Below are 21,508 nucleotides of genomic sequence, written 5' to 3'. Positions count from 1 at the left end.
GGGTCCAACCAAGATCGGTTACGCTGCGGCGATGTCGTTTGAGCCGGGACAGGTCATCACACGCCGATATCTGCGCGGGCGATGGTGCACGTGGGTGCAGCCGATGCGGGTGGTTGCCGATGACGAGGAAGGTCTGCTGCTCTGGCATCCGGCCGGGAGCGACTTCGCGCGGCTCGTCGACGCCGATGGCAACACCCAGCACGAGGTCACCGTCGATCAGATGCGCGATCCGAAGCTGACCGTGCTGACCTGGCAGGGATACGACATCCTGGTGCTCATGCCGCCGCAGGCGGCCTACTCGGTGTGGTGGTTCTTCCAGGAGGGCCTCTTCGCCGGGTGGTACGTCAACCTGGAAGAGCCGTACGTCCGGCGACCCGACGGCGTGGACACCAACGATCTCATCCTCGACATCGTCGTGACGCCGCAGCGGCAGTGGGAGTGGAAGGACACCGACGAGTTCGACGAGCGCATCGGAAATCCGCTCTACTTCGACAGCGTCACCGCTGCCGCCGTCCGGGCTGAGGGCGAACGGCTGATCAAGCTGGTCGAAGCGGGGGACTTCCCGTTCGACGGCAGGTACACCGACTTTCGTCCGGATCAGCGTTGGCCGGTACTACGGCTGCCGGCAGACCTCGACCGATAGTCAGGCCCGATGGCGCTGGGGATCCGGTCGACCTTCCGCCGGGTCGGGAGCGGGTCGCCCGGGGACGTCAACGGCAGTGAGATTCGCCGCGCCACGACCCGCGGTCCTGATCTCCTAGAGACAACAGCGCCCTCGGCCTGGCAGGCTGCCTCCCATGACCCTGAAGCTTCGTTCCGTCGGGACGAGCGACCGTGGGCTGATCCGCAGCGGAAACCAGGACGCCCTGCACGCCGGTGCCTGGCTCGTCGCCGTCGCCGATGGCATGGGCGGGATGGCGGCCGGCGACCTGGCCAGCCGGATCGCCATCGACGCGATCGCCCCCCTGGACGTCGAGACCCCCGAGGACGCCCTGGTGGCGGCGCTGCAGAGCGGCATCGAGCTGGCCACCGCGCGGATCCGCCAGGCGGTCGCCGAGGATCCGGAACGGCAGGGCATGGGCACCACCCTGACCGCCCTGCTCTTCGCCCGCACCGGCAGCTGCCTGGCCCTGGCCCACGTCGGCGACTCCCGGGCCTACCTGTTCCGCGAGGGCACGCTCAAGCAGGTCACCCGGGACGACACCTTCGTGCAGATGCTCGTCGACCAGGGCCTGATCAGCCCCGAGGAGGCCGCCAGCCACCCCCGGCGGGCGGTGGTCACCCAGGCCCTGCAGGGCGAGGACGTCTCCCCGGCGTACGCGACCATGGTCCCCTGGGCCGGCGACCGCTGGCTGCTGTGCAGCGACGGCCTCTCCAACGTGGTCCGGCCGGACACCCTCGCCGAGGTGCTCGCCGAGACCCCGGACCGGGAGCTGTGCGCGCGCCGCCTGATCGACCTGGCGCTGCGGGCCGGCGGGCCGGACAACGTCACCGTGCTGATCGCCGACATCGTCGAGGAGTGAGCCGGGCTCAGCGTCGCCGGGGTGTGGCGTGCCGGGTGGGCGCGGCGCTGCCCGGGTCCTCCGGCCACGGGTGACGCGGGTAGCGGCCGCGCAGCTCCGCGCGGACCTGCGGGTACCCGGTGCGCCAGAACGACGCCAGGTCGGCGGTGACCGCCACCGGCCGGCCGGCCGGGGAGAGCAGGTGCAGCAGCACCGGCACCCGGCCGTCGGCGATCCGCGGCGCCGCCGGCCAACCGAAGGTCTCCTGGAGCTTCACCGCCAGCACCGGCGTCGCCGGGTCCGCGTAGTCCACCCGGATCTTCGAGCCGCTGGGCACCTCGATCCGCTCCGGGGCCAGCTCGTCGAGCCGGGCCGCCTGCCGCCACGGCAGCAGCCGGCGCAGCGCGGCGGTCACGTCGACCCGGGTCAGGTCGGCCCGGCGCCGGGCGGCGGCCAGCTCCGGGCCCAGCCAGTCGTCGGCGGCGTCGAGCAGCGCGGCGTCGCTGACCTCGGGCCAGTCCCCGCCGAGCGCCCGCCGGCAGAACGCCATCCGCTCGCGTAGCGCCCGGGCCTGCGGCGTCCAGCTCAGCATTGCCAGCCCCTCCTGGCGCAGCCCGTCGCGCAGCGCCGCCGCCAGCAGCGCCGGCTCCGGCCGGGTCAGCGGGCGGGTCAGCAGCTCGATCGCGCCGAGCCGGACCACCTCCCGGGCCACCACGTCACCGTCGCTCCAGCCGACCTCCCGCGCCTGGCGCAGCAGCGGACCGCCCGCCTCCCGGGCGGTCGCCTCGTCCAGCCCGGCGGCGAGCCGTACCCGGGCGGCCGGCGCGCCGGGGGAACGGTCGGCCGCCGCGACGGCCAGCCAGTCGAGGCCCGCCAGCCCCGACCCGGGCGCCAGCTCCGCCGCGGTCCCGCCGGCCATCAGGTACGACGTCCCGCCGGCCCGGCGCACCCGGGCCAGCCGCTCCGGGTACGCCAGCCCCACCAGCAGCCCGGCGGCCAGGTCGTCGGGCAGGTGGTCCCGGCCCCCCGCCCGGCGGTCGGCGGCGCCCTGTCGTGCGGTGCCGGTCGGGCCGATCCGGGCCCCGGACGGCCTCGCGCCGGCCGGGTCGCCGGCGGTCCCGGCCCCGCCGGTGGGCAGGGCGCTGTGCAGCCGGCGCGCCTCGGCCCGCCAGCGGGCGGTCATACCCGGGTCAACGCCGCCGCGCAGCCGCCGCCAGCCGGCGACCAGGTCGTCGTCCCGGCCGGTCAGGCCATCTTCGGCCAGCAGCGCGACCAGCTCCGCCGCCCGGTCCGCACCGATCCGTGCCGCGCCGTCGAGCAGGGCCCGGCCCAGCCGGGGATGGGCGCCGGTGGTGGCGATCGCCCGGCCGCGGGCGGTGATCCGGCCATCGGCGTCGACCGTGCCGAGGCTGGCCAGGGTCTCCCGGGCCACCGCCAGCGCCGCCGGCGGCGGCGGATCGGGCAGCGCCAGCCCAGCGCCGTCCGGGCTGCCCCAGGCGGCCAGCTCCAGGGCGAAGCCGGTCAGGTCGGCGGTGGCGATCTGCGGCTCCGGCTGCGGGGCCAGCCGCTCGTGGGTGGCAGCCGACCAGCAGCGGTAGACGTGGCCGGCGGCCTCCCGCCCGGCCCGGCCGGCGCGCTGCGTGGCGGCGGCCCGGGAGACCGGGACGGTGACCAGGGCGCCCAGCCCCCGGGACAGGTCGGTGCGGGCCACCCGGCTCAGCCCCGCGTCCACCACCACCCGCACGCCGGGCACGGTGAGGCTGCTCTCGGCCACCGCGGTGGCCAGCACCACCCGGCGGCGGTCGGCCGGGCGCAGCGCGGCGTCCTGCGCGGGGCCGGGCAGCCTCCCGTGCAGCGGCAGGACGGCCACCCGATCGGTCAGGTCCGCCAGCCGCCGGGCCACGCCGGCGATCTCGCCGGCTCCCGGCAGGAAGACCAGCAAATCCCCGTCGCGTTCGTGCAGCGCCCGCCGGACGGTGGCCGCCACGTGGTCGAGCAGGGCCGGGTCTACCCGGCCCGCGCCGGGAGGCGTCACCGGCCGGGGCGGGGGCGCCCAGATCCGGGTGACCGGGTGCAGCGCCGCCTCGGCCCGGACCACCGGGGCCGGCCGGTCGGCGCCGAGCAGCGCGGCGAACCGGTCCGCCTCCGGCGTCGCGGACATCGCCAGCAGCCACAGGTCGGGGCGGAGGGTGGCCCGGGACTCCACCGCGAAGGCCAGCGCCAGGTCCGCGTCGAGCTGCCGCTCGTGGACCTCGTCGAGCAGCACCGCGTCGACCCCCGGCAGCTCCGGGTCGTGGTGCAGGCGGCGGACCAGCAGGCCGGTGGTCACCACCTCCACCCGGGTGGCCGGACCGACCCGCCGCTCGCCGCGCACCGCGTACCCCACCCGCCCGCCCACCCGTTCGCCGAGCAGGTCGGCCATCCGGCGGGCCGCGGCGCGGGCGGCCACCCGGCGCGGCTGGGCGACCACCACCCGGCCGTCGACCTCGTCGGCCACCGCGAGGGGCGCGAGCGTGGTCTTGCCGGTGCCGGGCGGCGCGACCAGCACCGCGCTGCCGGCCTCCGCCAGCGCCGCGACCAGCGCCGGCAGCACCGGACTGACCGGCAGTTCGAGGGGTACGTCGGAGAGCATGGTGCCCACTGTGGCACCCGGCGGTCAGCCGGGGCGTACCGCGTCGACGCCGGTGACGAAGGCGGCCCAGGTCTCGGACGGGAACACCAGCACCGGCCCGCCCCGGTCCTTGCTGTCGCGGACGGCGACCCGATCGTCGACGGTGGCGACCTCCACGCAGTTGCTGGTGACCGAGATCGCGGTGATCCTCGTCTACGACCTCGGCCAGCTCACCCATCCGGCCGGCGGTGAGGTCAGCGTGTCCGCGCTGTCGCCGGAGAACTTCCTCGTCCCCGGCGCCGGGGCGGTGCTCGTGCTCGCCATCACCGGCTTCGTCGGCTTCGAGTCCTCGGTGGTCTTCAGCGAGGAGAGCAAGGACCCGCGCCGGACGGTGCCGATGGCCACCTACCTCTCGGTCGCGATCATCGCCGGGCTCTACGCGCTGTCGTCCTGGACGATGACGGTGGCCACCGGACCGGACCGGATCGCCGAGCGGGCCGGCCAGGACAGCGTCCTGCTGATCTTCAACCTGGCCGAGCAGCGAGCGCTGCCGCGACCTGTACGCCCGGTACGGCTACCGGGGCACCGAGCCGTTCCGCCTGCCCGACGGCACCCCGTTCTTCCCGATGTGGCGGGAGCCGGCGGGCCGCTGAGCACGCGCGACAGGGGCCCGGGCCGGTGCCCGGGCCCCGGTCCGTCACCTCACCTCGACGGCCTCGTGGCGACGCTGCGCCGGGCGGCGGACACACCCGCCGCTGCCTAGTACGTTCCGTCGAGCTGACCCCGCAGCTTGGTCAGCGCCCGGGCCAGCAGCCGCGAGACGTGCATCTGCGAGACGCCGATTTGCTCGGCGATCTGCGACTGGGTCAGGTTGCCGTAGAAGCGCAGCGTAAGGATCTTCTGCTCGCGCTCGTCGAGCGTGGCCAGCGCCGGGCCGAGGGCGACCCTCAGCTCGGCCAGCTCGAACTCGCTGTCCTCGCCGCCGAGCATGTCGCCCAGCTCGGTCGCCCGGTCGCCGTCGCCGGTCGGGGTGGACAGCGAGACCGCGTTGTACGCGCGGGCGCCCTCCAGGCCCTCCAGGACCTCCTCCTCGGTGAGCTCGAGGTGGGCGGCGATGTCGGCGACCGTCGGCGAGCGGCCGAGGGTCTGCAGCAGCGAGCTGTTGGCGTCGGAGATGGCCAGCCGCAGCTCCTGGAGGCGGCGGGGCACCCGGATGTCCCACGTGCGGTCGCGGAAGTGGCGCTTGAGCTCGCCGATGATGGTCGGGATGGCGTAGCCGGCGAAGTCGACGCCGCGGGAGGGGTCGAACTTGTCGGTCGCCTTGATGAGGCCGACGGCGGCGGTCTGCGCCAGGTCGTCGGTGGGTTCACCGCGGCCGCTGTAGCGGTGGGCGAGGTGGTTGGCGAGTGGCAGCCACGCCTCGATCGCCCGGTCGCGCATCGCGGCCCGGGACGGGTGGTTGGCGGGCAGCGCGGCCATCGCGTTGAGCAGGTCGGCGGCGCTGTCGGTGAGCGCGCGCGGGTCCAGCTTCTCGGTGGTCGCGGTGGTGGCCGGCTGCTCGGTGGTCGCTGGCGCGGTCATGGGTGGCCCTCCCTGCACCTCGTCCGCGGATAAAGAGACGTGACGCTTTGGTTTAGCTCCAGATGGTCCGTTCGGGACTCACCCTAGCCTGATCGGCTCGGCGAAATCTAGCCGAAAGTACGATGTGCTTAAGTGATTTTGAGTCATGAATCCCGTAATAGCGAACATGACGCTGGCCGGTTTGTGATCCGCATGCCGGGTCGCTCGTCCGATGGGCCGTCGGACGCACGCCCCCATCGCCCGGTCCGGTCGGCCACCCCGGCCCGACCGACCGGTCAATCGCCGACCCGACACGGCGAAGGACTCTCGGCTTTCCGTCCTTGTCCCGTTGACAGGACCGCACGTACCGTCGCCCTAGACCCATCGGTACGGAGGCGTCGTGCTGGACCCCGCGGATCCGCAACTCGTCGTCGACAGTCCCACGCTGCACTTCAGCTGGCTGCCGGCGGATCCGGACGCCGTCGCCGCGCTCGTGCCGCCCGGGCTGCGACCGCGCCCGGACCGGCAGGTCTTCATGAACCAGCACGTGGTGGAGGACGACGCCCAGACCTCCGGCTTCGGCGCCTACTCGCTGACCTACCTCGGCGTGGGCCTGGACGGGGTGGACGCGCCGGACGGGGTGACGCCGGGCGGCTGGTGGACCCACTACGTCACCTCCAGCCCCCGGATGCGGGAGTACGCGGTCGTCCGCGGCGCCCCCGCGGTGCTCGGCCGGACCACCATCGACGTCCGGGGCGAGGCGCTGGTCGCCGAGACCGTGGCCGACGGGGTGCCCCTGATCCGGGCCCGCGCGCGGGTCGGCGCGACCGGGCACGTGGTCCGCGCCGGGCACCACCGCTACTTCACCCACTGCGCCGGGCAGCTGCTCAGCGCCGTCTACCCGTTCATCGCGGAGCCGGTCGACCCGTTCGAGATCGAGTCGGTGGAGTTCCTGGAGCCCGGGCACCCCGCCTACGCGCTGCGCCCGCAGAACCCGCTACTGATCAACTGGGGCTTCTACGCCCCGCGCACCTCGTTCGCCTACCCGGGTGGGCTGACACCGTACCCTGGCGGGCAGCAGGCCCGGGCGGAGCACGTGGCCACCCCTCACCAGGTGCCGGTGCGCCGGGCCCGCAGCGGCCTGCCGTCGTAGCCGAAGTACGCGGAACCGTGAATCAACGGCTCGGCGGGGTTTCCGGTCGTCCAGACGGGTAACTCTGACACCGGGTTGGCGCGTTCCTCAGCGGTCAGGAACCAATCCTGCATCGCCCAGCCCCCAGAGGTCGTCGACAACGCCCTCTCGGTAGGTGCCCCGCCACCGGTCCGCACGTCGGGTCCGTCCCGAGTGCCCTGGTGGCGGCCCAGCGCACCCGAGACGCGAACACACGAGGAGGCCACAGCATGCCCGCCGAGACGACGAACACCGTGACCGAATACCGCGAGCAGGCGGTGGAGGGGGAGCGGGGTGCGCTGTTGGCGGTCCTGTTGATGGTGATCCTCGGCGTGGCCGGCATCTTCGCCGTCTCCTGAATCGTCGGTGGGCGCCCCGGATGTGCCCGGGACGCCCACCGCGTACGGGACCGGTCAGGGCTGGGCGCCCTCGCCGCCGGTGTGCGGCAGCGGCCCGGCCGGGATCACGCCGAGCCGGCCGGCCTCGAAGTCCTCGACCGCCTGGATCAGCTCGTCCCGGGTGTTCATCACGAACGGGCCGTAGTGCGCCACCGGCTCCCGGATCGGCTGCCCACCCATGATGTAGAGCTCCAGGGCGGGAGTGTTGCCGTCCTGCCTCGCGTCCGCGGTGACCCGCAGCGCGTCGCCCGGGCCGTGCACGGCGAGCTGACCGAGGTGGATCGGCCGCCGGTCAGTGCCCACCGTGCCCCGGCCCGCCAGCACGTAGACCAGCGCGTTGTAGTCCGGCCGCCAGGGCAGGCTCAGCTCCGCGCCGGGCTGGAGCGTCACGTGGGCGATGGTGATCGGGGTGTGGGTCGAGCCCGGGCCCTGGTGCCCGGCGACCTCCCCGGCGATCACCCGGATCAGCGCGCCGCCGTCGGGCGTGGTCAGCAGCGCCGACTCCCGGCCGCGGATGTCCTGGTAACGCGGCGGATTCATCTTCGCCACCCGGGGCAGGTTGACCCAGAGCTGGAGGCCGTGGAAGAGGCCGCCGCTCACCACCAGGTGCTCCGGCGGCGCCTCGATGTGGAGCAGGCCGCTGCCGGCCGTCATCCACTGCGTGTCGCCGTCGGTGATGGTCCCGCCGCCACCCTGCGAGTCCTGGTGGTCCATGATCCCGTCGATCATGTAGGTCACCGTCTCGAAGCCGCGGTGCGGGTGCCACGGGGTGCCCTTCGGCTCGCCCGGGGCGTAGTCGACCTCGCCCATCTGGTCGAGGTGGATGAACGGGTCCAGCTCGGTCAGCGGGACGCCGGCGAAGGCCCGGCGGACCGGGAAGCCCTCGCCCTCGAAACCGCTCGGCGCGGTGGTCAGCCGGCGGATCGGACGGAAGGTGGTGGACTCGTCCAGCTGCGGCAGGCGGGGCAGGACGAGGACGTCGTCGACGGTGATGGCGGGCATCTCGGGCTCCTTACTTGTTGTCCGGGGTGGACGACGCGTCGCGGTCGGCGCGCAGGCGCCGGCCGAGCCGCTCGAAGACCCGGGTGAGGCAGGCGACCTCGGCGTCGTCGAGGTCGTCCATCAGGTGGGTGCGCACGGAGCGCAGGTGGTGCGGCGCGGCCTCGCGCAGCGTCAGCAGGCCGGCGGCGGTCAGCACGGCCTCGCTGCCGCGCCGGTCTTCCGGGCAGGGCTGTCGGGCGACCAGGCCGCGCCTCTGCATCGAGGAGATCTGGTAGGTCAGCCGGCTCGGCAAGAACACCAGCCGGCTGGCCAGCTCGCCCATCCGCAGCCGCTGCCCCGGTGCCTCGGAGAGCAGGACCAGCAGGTGGTAGTCGGCGAAGGTGAGGCCTGTCTCGGCACGCAGGTCCTCCTCCAACTGTATGAACAGCCGCTGACTGGCCTCGATGTACGCGCGCCAGGAGGCCATCCGCTCGCTGTCCAGACTCTCCGTCACGACTGCGACAGTACCACTCTTTCAAATTTCAACAAAGCGCCCGTTGTCCTGGCGGTGCCTATGGTGGGGAGGAGCGCCGGGTTCATCATTTCGATTTGAACGACCGCCGGGAGCAAAAAGCACGGGCGTGCCGCGCCGCCCCGTGGCAGACTCCGGCCCGTGGATCTCGTCGAGCTCACCGCCACCGGCCTGCTGCTGCGTCCATGGCGGGCGGAGGACGCCCCTGCCGTGCTGACGGCATTGTGCGAGTCCGCGGTGGAACAGTGGAACCCGCAGGGCGTACGGGACGAGGCGGGGGCCCGCGAATGGCTGCGCCGGCGGGCGGACCGCACGGCGGTGGGCCAGCTGTCGCTGGCGGTGACCGACGCGGCCGAGGGCACCCTGCTCGGCGGGGCCTCGCTCTTCCAGATCCACGACGGCAATGCCTCGATCGGCTACTGGACGGCCGCCCCCGCCCGTGGCCGCGGCGTGGCATCCCGGGCCGTCACCGCGCTGACCGCCTGGGCCTTCACCGACCTCGAACTGCACCGGATCGAGCTCTGCCACGCGGTCGCCAACCCCGCGTCGTGCCGGGTCGCGGCCCGCGCCGGATATCCCGACGAGGGCACCCTGCGGGAGTCGCACCGGTACGGCGACGGCCGCCGGTACGACGAGCACCTGCACGCCCGGCTGGCCACCGACGCCTGATCCGCACCCCGGTTAGGCTCGGCGGGTGGACGATCTCGACCTGCTCGACTGGCGGGAGCGGGTGGCCCGGCTCCACCTCTCCGACCTGGACCTGGCCGGCTTCCGGGCGGCCCGCGACGAGCTGTTCGCCGGGCACCCGGCCAGCCCCGTCCCGGCCGCCGACCGGGCGGCCTTTCCCGGGCTCGGCTGGTTCCCGCCCAACCCGGACGCCGTCGTGGAGGCGCCGCTGCGCCCGGCCTCGGGCACCGCGAGCATCGACACCGGCGGCCCCGACGGCGTCGTGACCTACCGGCGGGTGGCCGTGGCGCAGACCCCGTGGGGCCCGCTCACCCTCTGGTGGATCGAGGCGTACGGGGGCGGGCTCTTCGTGCCGCTGCACGACGGCACCAGCGGCCGGGAGAGCTACGGCGGCGGGCGGTACCTGACCGACACCGTCAAGGGGACGCACGGCCGCGGGCTCAGCGTGCTCCCCAGCGGGCGGGTACGTCTGGACGCCAACTACCTCTACAACCCCAGCTGTGCCTACGACGACCGGTGGGCCTGCCCGCTCGCCCTGCCCGAGAACCGGGTGGACGTGCCGATCCGGGCTGGCGAACTGGCGTACCGGCGGCCCTGACACCCGCCGCGACGCCCCGGCGCGCGGTGCGCCGGGGCGTCGGGGGACCGGTTCAGCGGGCGGTCGTGCCGGTCGGGGTGAGATGCATCCGACCCAGCAGTTGGCGCGCCTGGTCGGCGAGGTTGGCGTCCACGATCACCGCGTACTGGCCGGCGCGCAGCGAACTGGCCGAGGTGAAGTCGCGCTGGCCGCCGGACATGGCGTGCGCGACCGCGCCGAAGACGGCACCCCAGATCGCGCCGATGACCAGCCCGACCAGGATCACCGCCACCCAGTTGCCGGCCGTGAAGATGCCGAACAGCAGGCCGATGAAGAGCCCGAACCAGGCGCCGGTGCCAGCGCCGAGCAACGCGGCCCGCCCGGTGGTCAGCCGACCGAGCACCGTCTCCACCAGGGTCAGATTCGTGCCCACGATCGCGGTGTGCTCCACCGGGAACCGGTTGTCCGCCAGGTAGTCCACCACCCGCTGCGCGGACGGATAGTCCGGGTACGACCCGATCGTCACGGTGGGCGCCCCGGCCTCCGGTCCGTGCCCGTCGCCGCCGGGCATGGCCGGCCGGCCGGCCGGGCCGGACGGGAGGTTGCCGCCGCCCGGCATCCCGGGTCGCCAGGCCGCAGCCGGGTTCGAGGGTCTGGTCATCGCTTCCTCCTTCGTCGACCATCCGTCTTCCCGGCGGTCCCCACCGGTAACGCCCATCCGCCGCCGGCGTCGAGGAATGCTGCCGTCCCGGCCCGGGTAGGCATCGGCGTGCAGAGCGGACGGATCAGTGAGCATGGGTTCCTGGCCGACGGTCGCAGCGCGGTGCTGGTGGACCGTGCCGGCTCGGTGAACTGGTGGTGCCCCGCCCGGTTCGACGGGCCGTCGGTGTTCGGGCGGCTGCTCGACGATCGGGCGGGGCACTGGTCGATCCGGCCGGAGGGCGGGCACACGACCGATCGCTCCTACCTGGACGACACGCTGGTGCTGCGTACCGTCTTCACCACGGCGAGCGGCGTGGTGGCCGTCACCGACGCCCTGGCGCTGGAGCCCGGGGCGCGTGGGCACGACATCGGTCGGCGCTCCCCACAGATGCTCGGCCGGGTGGTCGAGGGACTCTCCGGCGAGGTGCCGGTGCTGGTGGACTACCAGCCCCGGTTCGAGTACGGGCTGGTCACGGGGTACCTGATGGACTCCGGCGGGGTGATCACCGCGGCCGGTGGCGGCTGCCGGCTGCGGCTGCGCGCCGACGTCCCGCTGACCTGCGGGCAGGGCCGCGCCACCGCCCGGGTCACCGTCCGAGCCGGGGAGACCTACCGCTTCACCCTCGGATACGCCCCCGCCTCGGAGGACGAGGGGCCGGCGCTACCGGACGCCGACCGGGTGGTCGCCGACGCCGTGGCCGGCTGGCGCTCCTGGGCCGCGCTGCACGACTACCGGGGCCGCTACCGGGACGCGGTGCGACGCAGCGCGATGGTGGTGCAGGGCATGACCTACCAGCCCAGCGGGGCGGTGGTGGCCGCGGCGACCACCTCGCTGCCCGAGCTGCTGGGTGGCGATCGCAACTACGACTACCGCTTCGTCTGGGTCCGCGACTTCAGCCTGACCCTCCAGGCGCTCTGGCTGGCGGCCTGCCCCGACGAGGCGAACCGGCAGTTCTCCTGGGTGAGCCGGGCGATGGGCCGGATCGACGACGAGCCGGTGCCGATCATGTACGGCGTCGAGGGCGAGCGGGACCTCACCGAGCACACTCTTGGCCACCTCGCCGGGTATGCCGGCAGCCGGCCGGTTCTTGTCGGCAACGACGCCTGGCGGCAGCGGCAGAACGACGTGCTGGGGGAGATCCTCGACGCGGCCTGGCTGATGCGCGACTACCTGGACCCGATGTCGCCAGACGTACGCCACCTGCTGCGCGCGCTCGCCGACCGGGCGGTGGTGGACTGGCGACGGCCGGACGCCGGGATGTGGGAGGCGCGCGACGCGGAGCGGCACTACGTCTCCTCCAAGGTGCAGTGCTGGACGGCGCTGGACCGGGCGGTCCGCTTCGGCTCCCGGCTGGGCGATCCGTCGGACGTGGCGCGCTGGGTGGCGGCCCGCGACGAGGTGCGGGAGGTGGTGCTGGCGCGCGGCTGGAACGAGCGGCTCGGTGCGTACACCGGGGCCTTCGACTCCGACGAGTTGGACGCCTCGGTGCTGATCATGCCGCTGGTCGGCTTCCTGCCGGCGGCTGACCCCCGGATGCGCTCCACGATGGACGTGGTGGAGCGGCGGCTGTCCCACGACGGCCTGCTACGCCGCTGGGACGACGACCCGGCCGGCTTCGTCATCTGCTCGTTCTGGCTGGTCGGCTGCCTCGCGCAGGCGGGGGAGCGGGAGCGGGCGGGCAAGCTGTTCGAGCAGCTCGCCGCCCGGGTCAACGACCTCGGGCTGTACGCCGAGCAGATCGACCAGGCGACCGGCGAGCACCTGGGCAACTTCCCGCAGGCCTTCTCGCACATCGGTCTGATCAACGCGGCGGGCCACCTCACCGACGCCGACGAGCGGGCCCGGCAGACCACGGAACGCGACCGACAGCCCGTGCCGGCCGGTGCGGGACCGACGGAGGGAGCACGCTGATGACCGGACGACTGGCGGGCAGGACCGCCCTGATCACCGGCTCGGACTCGGGGATCGGACAGGCCACGGCGATCGAGTTCGGCCGGGAGGGCGCCGACGTGGTGGTGCACTACCTCCAGGACCACGCCGGCGCCAACCACACCAGGGCCGAGGTGGAGAAGGCCGGCCAGCGGGCCGTGGTGGTGCAGGGCGACATCAGCGTTGAGCACCAGGTGGAGGCGATGTTCGACGAGGCCCTCGCCGAGTTCGGCGCGCTGGACATCCTGATGAACGACGCGGGGGTGGACGCCTCCGGCATCCCCGTCGCCGACCTGGACACCGAGACCTGGGACCGGTGCATCCGCACCAACGTCTACGGGACGTTCTTCTGCTCCCGGCGGTTCGTGCGGCACCGCCGCGACCAGGGCGGACACGGGAAGATCATCAACATCACCTCGATCCACCAGGAGGTGGCCCGGGCCGGCGGGGCGGACTACGACTCCAGCAAGGGCGCCATGCTGGAGTTCGCCAAGAGCCTCGCCCTCGAGGTGGCGCCGATGCGCATGAACGTCAACAACATCGGACCTGGGATGGTGCTCACCCCGTTCAACCAGCGGGCCATCGACGACCCGCAGTACCTGGAGGAACAGGTGCAGTCCATTCCGTGGAAGCGGGCCGCCCAGCCCGGCGAGATCGCCAAGTTGGCCGTCTTCCTGGCCAGCGACGACGCCGAGTACGTTACCGGGTCGACGTACTTCATGGACGGCGGCCTGATGCAGAACCAGGGCCAGGGGGCCTGACCGCCCCGGCCGCGCCGGTCACCCGCCGGCCGCAGTGGCACCTGCGATCACCGAGTGGACTCGTACGATCACCGGGTGGAGGCGACGCGTTCGGCCGGCCCCGGGTGCAGAGCGCCTGGCGCTCCGGGCGGGACCTGGGCCGGGCCCTGGCCGAGCGGGTGCTCGCCGGGCCGCGCCGACGCCCGCGCTCACCCCGCCGGGATGAGGATCTCGAACCAGACCGTCGAACCACGGACCGTGGGGTCGGTCCCCCAGGCGTCGGAGAGCTGCTCGATCAGACCGATCCCTCGACCCCGGCTGCTCAACATGTCGGTCTGCGCGCGGGTGACGGTGCCCCGGGTGCCCGAGTCGGCGACCGACACCAGCAGGCGCTCCGGGCTCAGGTCGATCTCCACCCGGGCGGCCGTGCCGGCGTGCAGCAGCGCGTTGGTGGTCAGCTCGCTGGTGCAGAGCACCGCCGCGCCGATCACCGCGTCCGGCACCCGCCAGTCGGTCAGCTGCGCGGTCATCCAGTGCCGCACCCGGCTCGGTGCGGTCGGCTCGGCCGGCATCTCCATGCTCACCGAGCGGCTCGGCTTCAGCGCGTGCTCCACCGCCAGCACCGCCACGTCGTCCTCGGTCGCCCCGGCCACCGCACCGGTGGCCACCGCGCAGAGCGCGCGCGGGTCCCCGCTGGCCGCGCCGGCAACCGCCGTGGCCAGCCCGTCCAGCCCCGCGGTGAGGCTCTGCCGTCGCCGCTCGACCACCCCGTCGCTGTACAGCAGCAGGGTGTCCCCAGGGTGGAACGGCACGGTGGCGGTACGCGGCCGGCAGCCCAGCCCGAGCGGGGCGGCCGCCGGCAGCTCGACGAAGGTGGCCGTCACCGAGCCGTCGGGCAGGCAGCGCCGGACCAGTGGCGGCGGGTGCCCGGCGCTGGCCAGCGTGATCTCGCCCCGGCCCGCGTCCACCAGACCGAAGACCACGGTGACGAAGAGCTCCTGGGTGCCGGTCTCGGTGCCGAGGCTGGCCACCAGCCGGTCCAGCCCGGCCAGGACCGCGTCCGGGCGCGGGTCGGTCAGCGCCAGGGCGCGCAGCGCCGCCCGTACCTGCCCCATCCGGGCCGCCGCCTGCACGTCGTGGCCGGCGACGTCGCCGAGCACCACCCCCAGGTCGCCGGTGGGCAGCAGGAAGGCGTCGTAGAAGTCACCACCGGCGGCGTTGCCGTCGACACCGGGGTCGTACCGGGCGGCGATGCGCAGCCGGGGCGGCGCCGGCAGCCGCTCCGGCAGCATGCTGCGCTGCAGCAGCTGGGCCGTGCCGTGCTGGGTTTCGAACCGGCGGGCCCGCTCGGCCGCCTGGCCGACCAGCTCCGCCGAGGCGGCCAGCAGTGCCCGCTCCGCGGCGGACCAGCCGTGCGGCGTCTGGTGGCCGACGGCGAGCCCGCCCCGGATCACCGAGGAGCGCAGCTGCAGCGCCGCCAGCGCGCGGATCTTCTGGTCGTGCCGGTCCACCGCGCTCGCCCGCAGCGGCTGGCCGTCACCGACGAAGTACGGCACTCCGCTGCGGGCGGTCACCACCACCGGGGCGGGGGAGTCTGCGGGGATCGGCCGCCACAGCGGGGGCAGCCGCTCGTCGGCCTCGTCCAGCAGTTCGCCGCGGATGCGCCGGACCATCCGCCAGCCCGCGCCGTCGTCGACCGCGAAGGACACCCGGTCGGCGTCGAAGGAGTGCAGCGCGTACCGCAGGGTCACCCGGGCCACGTCGTCGAGGGTGAGCGTGCCGGAGAGCGCGGCGGCGAAGTCGCTGAGGCTCTGCAACTGCCGGGTGAGCTGGGCGGTCTGCGCGGCGACGGTGAGCACGCCGACGATCCGGCCGGCGCTGTCCCGCACCGGGGAATTGCCGCGGGTGAAGACCGCCTGGTCGCCGCTGGCCGCGAGGTGCGGGTCCAGCGGCAGCGCGGACTCCCGCTGGAGGAAGGACTCGCCCCGCCGGTACGCCCGCTCGATCACGTCGCCGGCCCCCGGCGTGTGCCAGAGGTCTGCGAAGACCTGGGCGGCCGGCCGGCCGAGGGCGTCCGGGTGCCGGTCCCCGATCAGTTCGGAGTAGCCCTGGTTGTAGAGCAGGACGAACTCGTCGCCGTAGTAGAGCGCCATCGGCACCGGGGAGGAGAGGATCACGTCAACCAGGGCGCGTACCGCCGGGTCCCACTGCTGCGGCGGCCCGAGTGGCGTGCCCGCCCAGGGGTGGGCGAGCACGGTCGCCGCCACCGGCGAGACCGGGGCCGGTCCGGGGGCGGCGGCTGCTGGCGTGGGGACTCGCCCGACCGTGCCTGGCATGTCACGCAGCCTAGCCGGAGCATCCCGCAGTCGTTTGGATCATGCCCTCCGGGCCGCTGCGAGCGGTTCGTCGACGATGGTGTTACGGCAGCTCAGGGCTCTTTCCGAGGACATGTCGGGAAATTGACCCCGCGTCGCGCGGCGTGCTGCCGGACCGACCGGGTACGCGGAAGGCGCAGTCCAGGCGACAGGAGGGACATCATGCCGGAAACCCTTGCGGTCAGGCAGGTCAGCATCGGCGACGCCCTGACCGACATGTGGAGGTCGGTGCTGCTCTTCATCCCGAGGGCGATCGCGTTCATCGCGATCCTCGTGGTGGGCTGGCTCATCGCCCGAGCGGTACTCAAAATCGTGGATACCGTACTCGAACGGGTGGGCTTCGACCGGGCGGTCGAACGGGGTGGCGTCAAACGCGCGCTCGAACGCACGAAGTACGACGCCAGTGACATCCTGGCGAGGCTCGCGTACTACGCGGTCCTGCTGTTCACCCTGCAGTTCGCCTTCGGGGTGTGGGGACCCAACGCGATCAGTGACCTGATCCGGGGCGTGGTGGCCTGGCTGCCCCGCGCGTTCGTGGCGATCATCATCGTGGTCGTGGCGGCCGCGATCGCCAACGCGGTCCGGGACCTGGTCACCGGCGCGCTGGGGGGCCTCTCGTACGGCAAGATCCTGGCCGACCTGGCGGCCATCTTCATCGTGGCGCTCGGTGTCATCGCCGCGCTGAACCAGGTGGGCATCGCCACCACGGTGACCACGCCCGTGCTGATCGCGGTGCTCGCCACGGTGGCCGGCATCCTGATCGTCGGCGTCGGCGGTGGTCTGGTGAAGCCGATGCAGAGCCGCTGGGACCGCTGGCTGGACCGGGCGGCCCAGGAGTCGCGGGCCATCCAGGAGCGCCGTCAGGCGCAGGCGGCCGGGCGGGGCGACATGAACCGGCAGATGGCCGACCGGGCCGGCGAGCGGACGCAGGCCATGCCGCGCGCCGAGGAGGCCCGGACGGCGGCCGGGGGCCGGGGGACGTACCAGTCCGGGAACGTGGGCGAGGAGACCCAGCAGTTCCCGCGTCCGGGCAGCTGAGTCTGAGGCGTACCGGTGGAGGGGGTCCGCGCACGGCGCGGGCACCCCTCCGTCGCGTCCCGCGTGCGGGACGGGTGTCTCGGGGGCGTTACGCTGCTTCGAGGTGGCGCGGGTCGAGCGTGCGGGCCAGCGCGCAGACCGCCAGCAGGCGGATGAGCAGCCAGTCCGGCTCCGTCCAGTCGACCGCGCGGGTCGGCGGGACCAGGCCGTGCTCTAGCGCGGCTGCCCGGAGGCCGTCGGCGTACCCGACCAGCGCCGCCGGGGACAGCGGACGCCGGTCTCCGTCGAGGCTGTCGCGTACCGCCGCGGCGTGCTGGTCGACCATGGCGAGCAGGCCGGGGTCGGCGGCGGCCGCGGCGAGGCCGGAGGCGCCCACCGAGGCGGAGAGCAGCGCGAGGGCGGACCGCGCCGCGCTCGCGGCGGTCCGGGTCGCGACCTGGGAATACGGCACACGCATGGGGACCCACGTTAATTCCCCGACGGCCCGACGGCCTCGGCCGCTCGGTCGGTCCCGGGTCCTCATCGGGTCGGCCACTCTCCGCCGCGGGGATTGACCCGGGCCAGGCCGGGCAGAGGGAGAACCGGGCGCAACCGGGCGCAGCCAGCACCACGGAGGGACGGATGGGACAGCACGAGGACGGCCCGGATCGGCGGCACCGCCGGCCGAACGGGGTGACCGACGAGACGGTGGCCGCGCTGGGCAAGCTCAGCGAGGCGCTGGAGACGGTGGAGCGGGCGCGCGGGCACCTCTACTCGCTGCACCAGATGATTGGGCACGCCGACCTGATGCTCGACGACGCGGTGGCCCGGTTCCGGGCCGCCGGCCACGACGACATCGCGGAGCGGGTCGCCATCGAGCTGCTCGGCCGCAACGTGATCGCCGGTCGCTGGACGTTCCAGATCGTTGAGGACTTCGACGACAACTACTACGCGCTCTTCCGCGAGTTGGACCGCGCCGCCCGGGACCAACTGGTCGACGGCCGGCGGCACCTGTACGAGGCGGAGATGAAGGAGCGGCGGCGCACCCCGGGCCGATCCGGGCACGAGGCCCGTCCCGGCGAGCCGGGCTCACGATGCGACTGAGCTGAGGCGGGCAGCACGGTCCCGGCGTCGGGGGGAGGGTGGCGAGGTGGGCGTCAGTCGGCGGAGGGCGGGTTCGCCGGTCGACGCCGGCCGGCGTCGCCCGGCGATGATCACCGTGGCCACCATGGGCCGACTCCGACGTGCCCACCCACCCGACGCCACGGCGGCGACCACGCGGCGTCGCCGCGGCCGGGAGTGGATCCACGTCGGGGTCGGCCAGGTGGGTGGGCGTCAGGTGTCGGGGCCGGTCCGGCCGGTGGTGGAGGGGCGGTACGTCCGCTCCGAGTCGGTCATCTCGCGCCGTTCGGCCTCCGGCCCGGCGCCCCGGTCCACCGCCTCGGGGCCGTGCCCGAAGGCGGCCTCCTCGCCGGCGTCGTTGCCGGTGACGTCGTCGCCCTGCCCGTCGATGGTCGACCGGGCGATCGCCCGGTCCAATTCCTCCAGCGGGGTCTTCTGCTCGTCCCGCCACATTCTGTCGTCGTTCTCCGTCATCCCCTTGCCGTACCCGGGGCTGATGATCGCAAACGGCCGCTGGGCGCGGGGCCCGGACGCGGCGATGGCCGCCGGGGTGCCGGCGGCCATCGGGATGCGTGAGTTCCGGGGGAATGGGTCACGGCTGCGGGCGGTCCACCTTGCCCCGCCAGGCGCCGGTCTCCTGACCGCGGCGCTCGATGAACTGCTTGAACCGCTCCAGGTCGCCCTTGGCGCGACGGTCGACCACGCCCAGCCTGTCGCCGGCCTGCTCGACCACGCCGTGCGGCTCGAAGTCCATCTGCAGGGTGATCCGGGTCTTGCCCTCGTCGAGCCGGTGGAAGGTGACCACGCCGGCCTGCTGGGTGCCGCCGGTCGACTTCCAGGCCACCCGCTCGTCGGGGAGCTGCTCGGTGATCTGGGCGTCGAACTCACGCTTGACCCCGGCGATCTCGACGGTCCAGTGGGTCATCGTGTCCGACAGTTGCCGGACCTCCTGCACCCCCTCCATGAAGTGGGGGAACTCCTCGAACTGGGTCCACTGGTCGTACGCGGTGCGGATCGGGACGGAGACGTCCACGTGCTCGGTAACGCCGCTCATGAAGATTCCTCCTCTGGCCGCCGGTGCTCGTCCGGATCGTGGATCGATCCGGTCACCAGCGCGTCGTCTCGTTCTTGTGACCGAGTGCGGCCCACACCTCGGAAACCGTGCGGTACCGCGTGCCGTCGGGCAGTCGCTCCAGCTCCGCGATCAGGTCGGCGGGCGCCGTGTTCTCGCGGGCGTTGGCGATCAGCGCCTCGCGGTCGCCGGGCAGGGCCGTCATGGTGATGTACCGCCCCAGCCGGCTGCGTTGCTCCACGTCCTGCGAGCTCATCCCCTGCGGGTTGCCGCTGCGCAGCGCGCCCCCCGGCGCCGTGGTGGCGCCCGGCTGGTCCTCGCCGGCCGGCTCCGCCTCGCGGAACTCCTCGACGCGTGAGCCACCGGTGCCCGGCCCCTGGACCAGGCCGGCGACCTCCCGGCTCATCTGCTCGTCGACCCTCGGTCCGTGTTTGCTGCTGCCACGTTCCATGCCTTGTGTGCTACCCCCGCCGGCCCTCGGGAAACACCGAACCCGGCACGTGGTCACGAATCGGCGCGCGAGTTTGCCGGCGGAGCCCCAGGGAACCGTCCGTGTGGAGGACATCGACGCGGAGGAGGACGAGATGCCCGGGCGCGAGGTACTGCCCAGCACGCTGCGGCGCTCCCCGGAGAAGGCGCAGCGCACCTGGGAGAAGACGCACGACTCGGCAGTGGAGACGTACGGCGAGGGGGAGCGGGCGCACCGCACCGCGTTCGCCGCGGTCAAGCACGAGTACGAGAAGGTCGGCGACCACTGGGAGCCGAAGGGACGCAAGGGACCCAGCGACCTGCAGGCGCAGGGCGGCGGGCCGGCCCGACGGGCCCCCACCGCGGGCGGGGTGGACGCCAACGCCACCAAGGACCACCTGATGGAGGTGGCCCGCAAGCTGGACGTGCCCGGCCGGTCCCGGATGACCAAGCCGGAACTGGTCAAGGCGATCGAGAAGGCCAACGACCGGGAGACCCGCCGCGCCCGCGGCGACTGACCGGGTACGCATGTGACCGGGGGCCGTCCCGTCCGGGACGGCCCCCGTCCGTGGCCGGTCACCAGTGGCCGCCGCCCGGGGCCTCGATGTGCACCGTCTTCACCGTGCTGAACTCGTCGAGCAGCTCCGGTCCGTACCCGAAGCCCTGGCCGCTGCCGCGGCGCGGCTGCGCGGCCCCGCCCGGGGCGCCGCCGAACACCGCGTTGACCTTGACCGTGCCCACCGGCAACTCCCGCCAGGCCCGCTGCGCGTGGCTCATCGACGCGGTGAGCACCGTGCCGGCCAGCCCGTACGGCGAGTCGGCGGCGCAGCGCAACGCCTCGCTGAACGAGTCCACCACCACCACGGGCGCCACCGGCCCGAATGTCTCCTCGCGGACCAGTGTCATCTCGTGCCGGCAGCCGGAAACCACCGTCGCCGGGTAGAACGCCCCCGGCCCCTCCGGCAGCACACCCCCGGTACGCAGCGTCGCCCCCTCGGCCACCGCCGCGGTCACCTGGCCGTGCACGTGGTCGCGGTGCCGCCGGTCCACGAGGGGGCCCAGCTCGGTCTCCGGGTCCCGGCCCGGCCCGGCCCGCAGCGCCCGGGCCCGCTCGACCAGCGCGTCGACGAAGTCCTCCGCCACGTCCCGGTGCGCGTAGATCCGCTCCACCGCGACACAGATCTGCCCGGCGTTGGCGAACGAGCCGATCGCCGCCTGCCCGGCCGCCCACACCGGGTCCACCCCGGCGTCGACGATCAGCGGGTCGCTGCCGCCGTTCTCCAGCAGCGCCTTCGCGCCGGTCCGGGCGCAGGCCGCCGCGATGGCCCGGCCGGTGGCGGTGGAGCCCACGTGGGCCACCATGTCCACCTCCTGCGCGGCCAGCGCCGCGCCCACCTCGCCACCGCCGGTCAGCAGGGAGAGGACCCCGGCGGGCAGTACGCCGTCGAGGATCCGGGCCAGCAGCCAGCCGGTGGCCGGGGTCCGCTCGCTCGGCTTGTAGAGCACCACGTTGCCGGTGACCAGGGCCGCCCCGAGCAGGCCGCAGGAGACCGCCACCGGGTCGTTCCACGGGGTGATCGCGGCGACCACCCCGTGCGGCTCCGGCGCCATGAAGTCGATGGAGTCCGTGCCGCCGTGCAGGGTCCGCCCACCCCGCACCGGACCCAACTCGGCGTACTGTCGCAGCGTGCCGATGCCCGCCTCCACACCGCCCCGGGCGTCGTCGAGCGGCTTGCCCATCTCCGCCGTCGTCGCCCCGGCCAGTTCGTCGGCCGCCCCGGCCAGCGCGTCCGCGGCCCGGTCCAGCACCGCCGCCCGATCCGCCGGGGCGGTCGCCGCCCAGTCCGCCGCCGCGCCCCGGGCCGCCTCGACCGCCTTGGCCACCTCGTCCGCCGTCGCCACCGGGACGGTGCTGACCGGCGTGCCGTCGGCGGGATCGTGCACGACCAGTTCACCGCCCGCGCCGCCCGCGCCCCACACTCCACCGATGAGCTGTTCAACCCTGTACATGCGGCGGTGGATGCCCCGGTCCCCGCGAGGCAAACGCGTTTCGCCCGGTTGGT

At 73.9% G+C, this 21,508-nt stretch carries 23 protein-coding genes and 2 pseudogenes; 13 read left to right on the top strand and 12 right to left on the bottom strand.

Annotated elements, in window-relative coordinates:
* Positions 1–103 precede the first annotated feature (103 nt).
* Together ABZ807_RS02860 and ABZ807_RS02855 are read left to right on the top strand one after the other, a co-directional pair.
* Complete coding sequence (locus ABZ807_RS02860; RefSeq protein ID WP_357151900.1) at positions 104–643, top strand: DUF402 domain-containing protein; 540 nt, start codon at positions 104–106, stop codon at positions 641–643.
* A 154-nt stretch (positions 644–797) separates the two neighbouring features.
* Positions 798–1,523, top strand: coding sequence for a protein phosphatase 2C domain-containing protein (locus ABZ807_RS02855; RefSeq protein WP_357151897.1), 726 nt, complete (start codon positions 798–800; stop codon positions 1,521–1,523).
* 7 nt (positions 1,524–1,530) lie between these two features.
* On the opposite strand, the gene hrpB is transcribed toward ABZ807_RS02855, so the two are convergent.
* The gene (gene hrpB, locus ABZ807_RS02850) at positions 1,531–4,134 is read right to left on the bottom strand and encodes an ATP-dependent helicase HrpB (protein ID WP_357151894.1); all 2,604 of its coding nucleotides are present in this window, start codon (positions 4,132–4,134) and stop codon (positions 1,531–1,533) included.
* A gap of 24 nt (positions 4,135–4,158) precedes the next feature.
* A complete protein-coding gene (locus ABZ807_RS02845; protein ID WP_357152237.1) occupies positions 4,159–4,320 on the bottom strand; it encodes a DUF397 domain-containing protein in 162 nt (53 codons plus the stop codon).
* Between ABZ807_RS02845 and ABZ807_RS02840 the strand changes: the two are divergent.
* Together ABZ807_RS02840 and ABZ807_RS02835 are read left to right on the top strand one after the other, a co-directional pair.
* A pseudogene (locus ABZ807_RS02840) lies at positions 4,295–4,648 on the top strand (amino acid permease); the annotation flags it as partial. The gene ABZ807_RS02845 and the pseudogene ABZ807_RS02840 overlap by 26 nt on opposite strands.
* 22 nt (positions 4,649–4,670) lie before the next feature.
* Positions 4,671–4,766 (top strand): annotated as a pseudogene (locus tag ABZ807_RS02835) (N-acetyltransferase); the annotation flags it as partial.
* A 106-nt stretch (positions 4,767–4,872) separates the two neighbouring features.
* Here the strand turns inward: ABZ807_RS02835 and ABZ807_RS02830 are convergent.
* Positions 4,873–5,694 (bottom strand): SigB/SigF/SigG family RNA polymerase sigma factor, encoded by an 822-nt coding sequence (locus ABZ807_RS02830; RefSeq protein ID WP_357151891.1) that lies wholly within the window; start codon positions 5,692–5,694, stop codon positions 4,873–4,875.
* Between the two features lie 379 nt (positions 5,695–6,073).
* On the opposite strand from ABZ807_RS02830, the gene ABZ807_RS02825 reads away from it, so the two are divergent.
* Both ABZ807_RS02825 and ABZ807_RS02820 read left to right on the top strand, forming a co-directional pair.
* On the top strand, positions 6,074–6,826 hold the full coding sequence (locus ABZ807_RS02825) for a hypothetical protein (RefSeq protein ID WP_357151888.1): 753 nt from the start codon (positions 6,074–6,076) through the stop codon (positions 6,824–6,826).
* Positions 6,827–7,074: 248 nt separating this feature from the next.
* On the top strand, positions 7,075–7,203 hold the full coding sequence (locus ABZ807_RS02820) for a hypothetical protein (protein WP_357151885.1): 129 nt from the start codon (positions 7,075–7,077) through the stop codon (positions 7,201–7,203).
* Between the two features lie 54 nt (positions 7,204–7,257).
* Here the strand turns inward: ABZ807_RS02820 and ABZ807_RS02815 are convergent, their stop codons facing one another.
* Both ABZ807_RS02815 and ABZ807_RS02810 read right to left on the bottom strand, forming a co-directional pair.
* A complete protein-coding gene (locus ABZ807_RS02815) occupies positions 7,258–8,244 on the bottom strand; it encodes a pirin family protein (RefSeq protein WP_357151883.1) in 987 nt (328 codons plus the stop codon).
* Between the two features lie 10 nt (positions 8,245–8,254).
* Entirely contained in the window at positions 8,255–8,737 is a 483-nt protein-coding gene (locus ABZ807_RS02810) for a MarR family transcriptional regulator (protein WP_357151880.1), read from the bottom strand.
* Between the two features lie 159 nt (positions 8,738–8,896).
* Here ABZ807_RS02810 and ABZ807_RS02805 point away from each other — a divergent pair, with 159 nt between their 5' ends.
* Both ABZ807_RS02805 and ABZ807_RS02800 read left to right on the top strand, forming a co-directional pair.
* Positions 8,897–9,424 (top strand): GNAT family N-acetyltransferase, encoded by a 528-nt coding sequence (locus ABZ807_RS02805; protein ID WP_357151877.1) that lies wholly within the window; start codon positions 8,897–8,899, stop codon positions 9,422–9,424.
* A gap of 25 nt (positions 9,425–9,449) precedes the next feature.
* Positions 9,450–10,040 carry a DUF1684 domain-containing protein gene (locus ABZ807_RS02800; protein ID WP_357151875.1) on the top strand — a complete coding sequence of 197 codons (591 nt, stop codon included), beginning with the start codon at positions 9,450–9,452 and terminating at the stop codon, positions 10,038–10,040.
* Between the two features lie 52 nt (positions 10,041–10,092).
* Here ABZ807_RS02800 and ABZ807_RS02795 read toward each other — a convergent pair whose 3' ends face one another.
* Positions 10,093–10,680: a general stress protein gene (locus ABZ807_RS02795; RefSeq protein WP_357151872.1), complete on the bottom strand. Its 588-nt coding sequence runs from the start codon at positions 10,678–10,680 to the stop codon at positions 10,093–10,095.
* Positions 10,681–10,788: 108 nt separating this feature from the next.
* Between ABZ807_RS02795 and ABZ807_RS02790 the strand changes: the two genes are divergently transcribed.
* Entirely contained in the window at positions 10,789–12,633 is a 1,845-nt protein-coding gene (locus ABZ807_RS02790) for a glycoside hydrolase family 15 protein (protein ID WP_357151869.1), read from the top strand.
* Positions 12,633–13,412 (top strand): glucose 1-dehydrogenase, encoded by a 780-nt coding sequence (locus ABZ807_RS02785; RefSeq protein WP_357151866.1) that lies wholly within the window; start codon positions 12,633–12,635, stop codon positions 13,410–13,412. The genes ABZ807_RS02790 and ABZ807_RS02785 overlap by 1 nt, the downstream gene beginning before the upstream one ends.
* A 188-nt stretch (positions 13,413–13,600) precedes the next feature.
* Here ABZ807_RS02785 and ABZ807_RS02780 read toward each other — a convergent pair whose 3' ends face one another.
* The gene (locus ABZ807_RS02780; RefSeq protein ID WP_357151864.1) at positions 13,601–15,727 is read right to left on the bottom strand and encodes a SpoIIE family protein phosphatase; all 2,127 of its coding nucleotides are present in this window, start codon (positions 15,725–15,727) and stop codon (positions 13,601–13,603) included.
* Between the two features lie 201 nt (positions 15,728–15,928).
* Between ABZ807_RS02780 and ABZ807_RS02775 the strand changes: the two genes are divergently transcribed.
* Entirely contained in the window at positions 15,929–16,804 is an 876-nt protein-coding gene (locus ABZ807_RS02775) for a hypothetical protein (protein ID WP_357151861.1), read from the top strand.
* Positions 16,805–16,892: 88 nt separating this feature from the next.
* Here ABZ807_RS02775 and ABZ807_RS02770 read toward each other — a convergent pair whose 3' ends face one another.
* Complete coding sequence (locus ABZ807_RS02770) at positions 16,893–17,261, bottom strand: DUF6401 family natural product biosynthesis protein (protein ID WP_357151858.1); 369 nt, start codon at positions 17,259–17,261, stop codon at positions 16,893–16,895.
* Between the two features lie 164 nt (positions 17,262–17,425).
* Between ABZ807_RS02770 and ABZ807_RS02765 the strand changes: the two genes are divergently transcribed.
* On the top strand, positions 17,426–17,887 hold the full coding sequence (locus tag ABZ807_RS02765) for a hypothetical protein (protein WP_357151855.1): 462 nt from the start codon (positions 17,426–17,428) through the stop codon (positions 17,885–17,887).
* Between the two features lie 231 nt (positions 17,888–18,118).
* On the opposite strand, the gene ABZ807_RS02760 is transcribed toward ABZ807_RS02765, so the two are convergent.
* From ABZ807_RS02760 to ABZ807_RS02750, 3 genes are all read right to left on the bottom strand, one after another.
* Positions 18,119–18,379 (bottom strand): hypothetical protein, encoded by a 261-nt coding sequence (locus ABZ807_RS02760; protein WP_357152235.1) that lies wholly within the window; start codon positions 18,377–18,379, stop codon positions 18,119–18,121.
* 118 nt (positions 18,380–18,497) lie between these two features.
* Positions 18,498–18,959, bottom strand: a complete 462-nt coding sequence (locus ABZ807_RS02755; protein ID WP_357151853.1) for an SRPBCC family protein — start codon at positions 18,957–18,959, stop codon at positions 18,498–18,500.
* A 52-nt stretch (positions 18,960–19,011) separates the two neighbouring features.
* Positions 19,012–19,428, bottom strand: a complete 417-nt coding sequence (locus ABZ807_RS02750) for a DUF2795 domain-containing protein (protein ID WP_357151850.1) — start codon at positions 19,426–19,428, stop codon at positions 19,012–19,014.
* Positions 19,429–19,561: 133 nt separating this feature from the next.
* Between ABZ807_RS02750 and ABZ807_RS02745 the strand changes: the two genes are divergently transcribed.
* Positions 19,562–19,963, top strand: coding sequence for a ChaB family protein (locus tag ABZ807_RS02745; RefSeq protein WP_357152232.1), 402 nt, complete (start codon positions 19,562–19,564; stop codon positions 19,961–19,963).
* A 58-nt stretch (positions 19,964–20,021) separates the two neighbouring features.
* On the opposite strand, the gene ABZ807_RS02740 is transcribed toward ABZ807_RS02745, so the two are convergent.
* Entirely contained in the window at positions 20,022–21,455 is a 1,434-nt protein-coding gene (locus tag ABZ807_RS02740; RefSeq protein ID WP_357151847.1) for an aldehyde dehydrogenase family protein, read from the bottom strand.
* Between the last annotated feature and the right edge of the window lie 53 nt (positions 21,456–21,508).

It is taken from the genome of Micromonospora sp. NPDC047548 (genome assembly GCF_040642975.1).
In the GTDB taxonomy this organism is placed as follows: domain Bacteria; phylum Actinomycetota; class Actinomycetes; order Mycobacteriales; family Micromonosporaceae; genus Micromonospora.
Note: the sequence above shows the minus strand (reverse complement) of the source record. Positions and strands in the feature narration are given on the sequence as shown.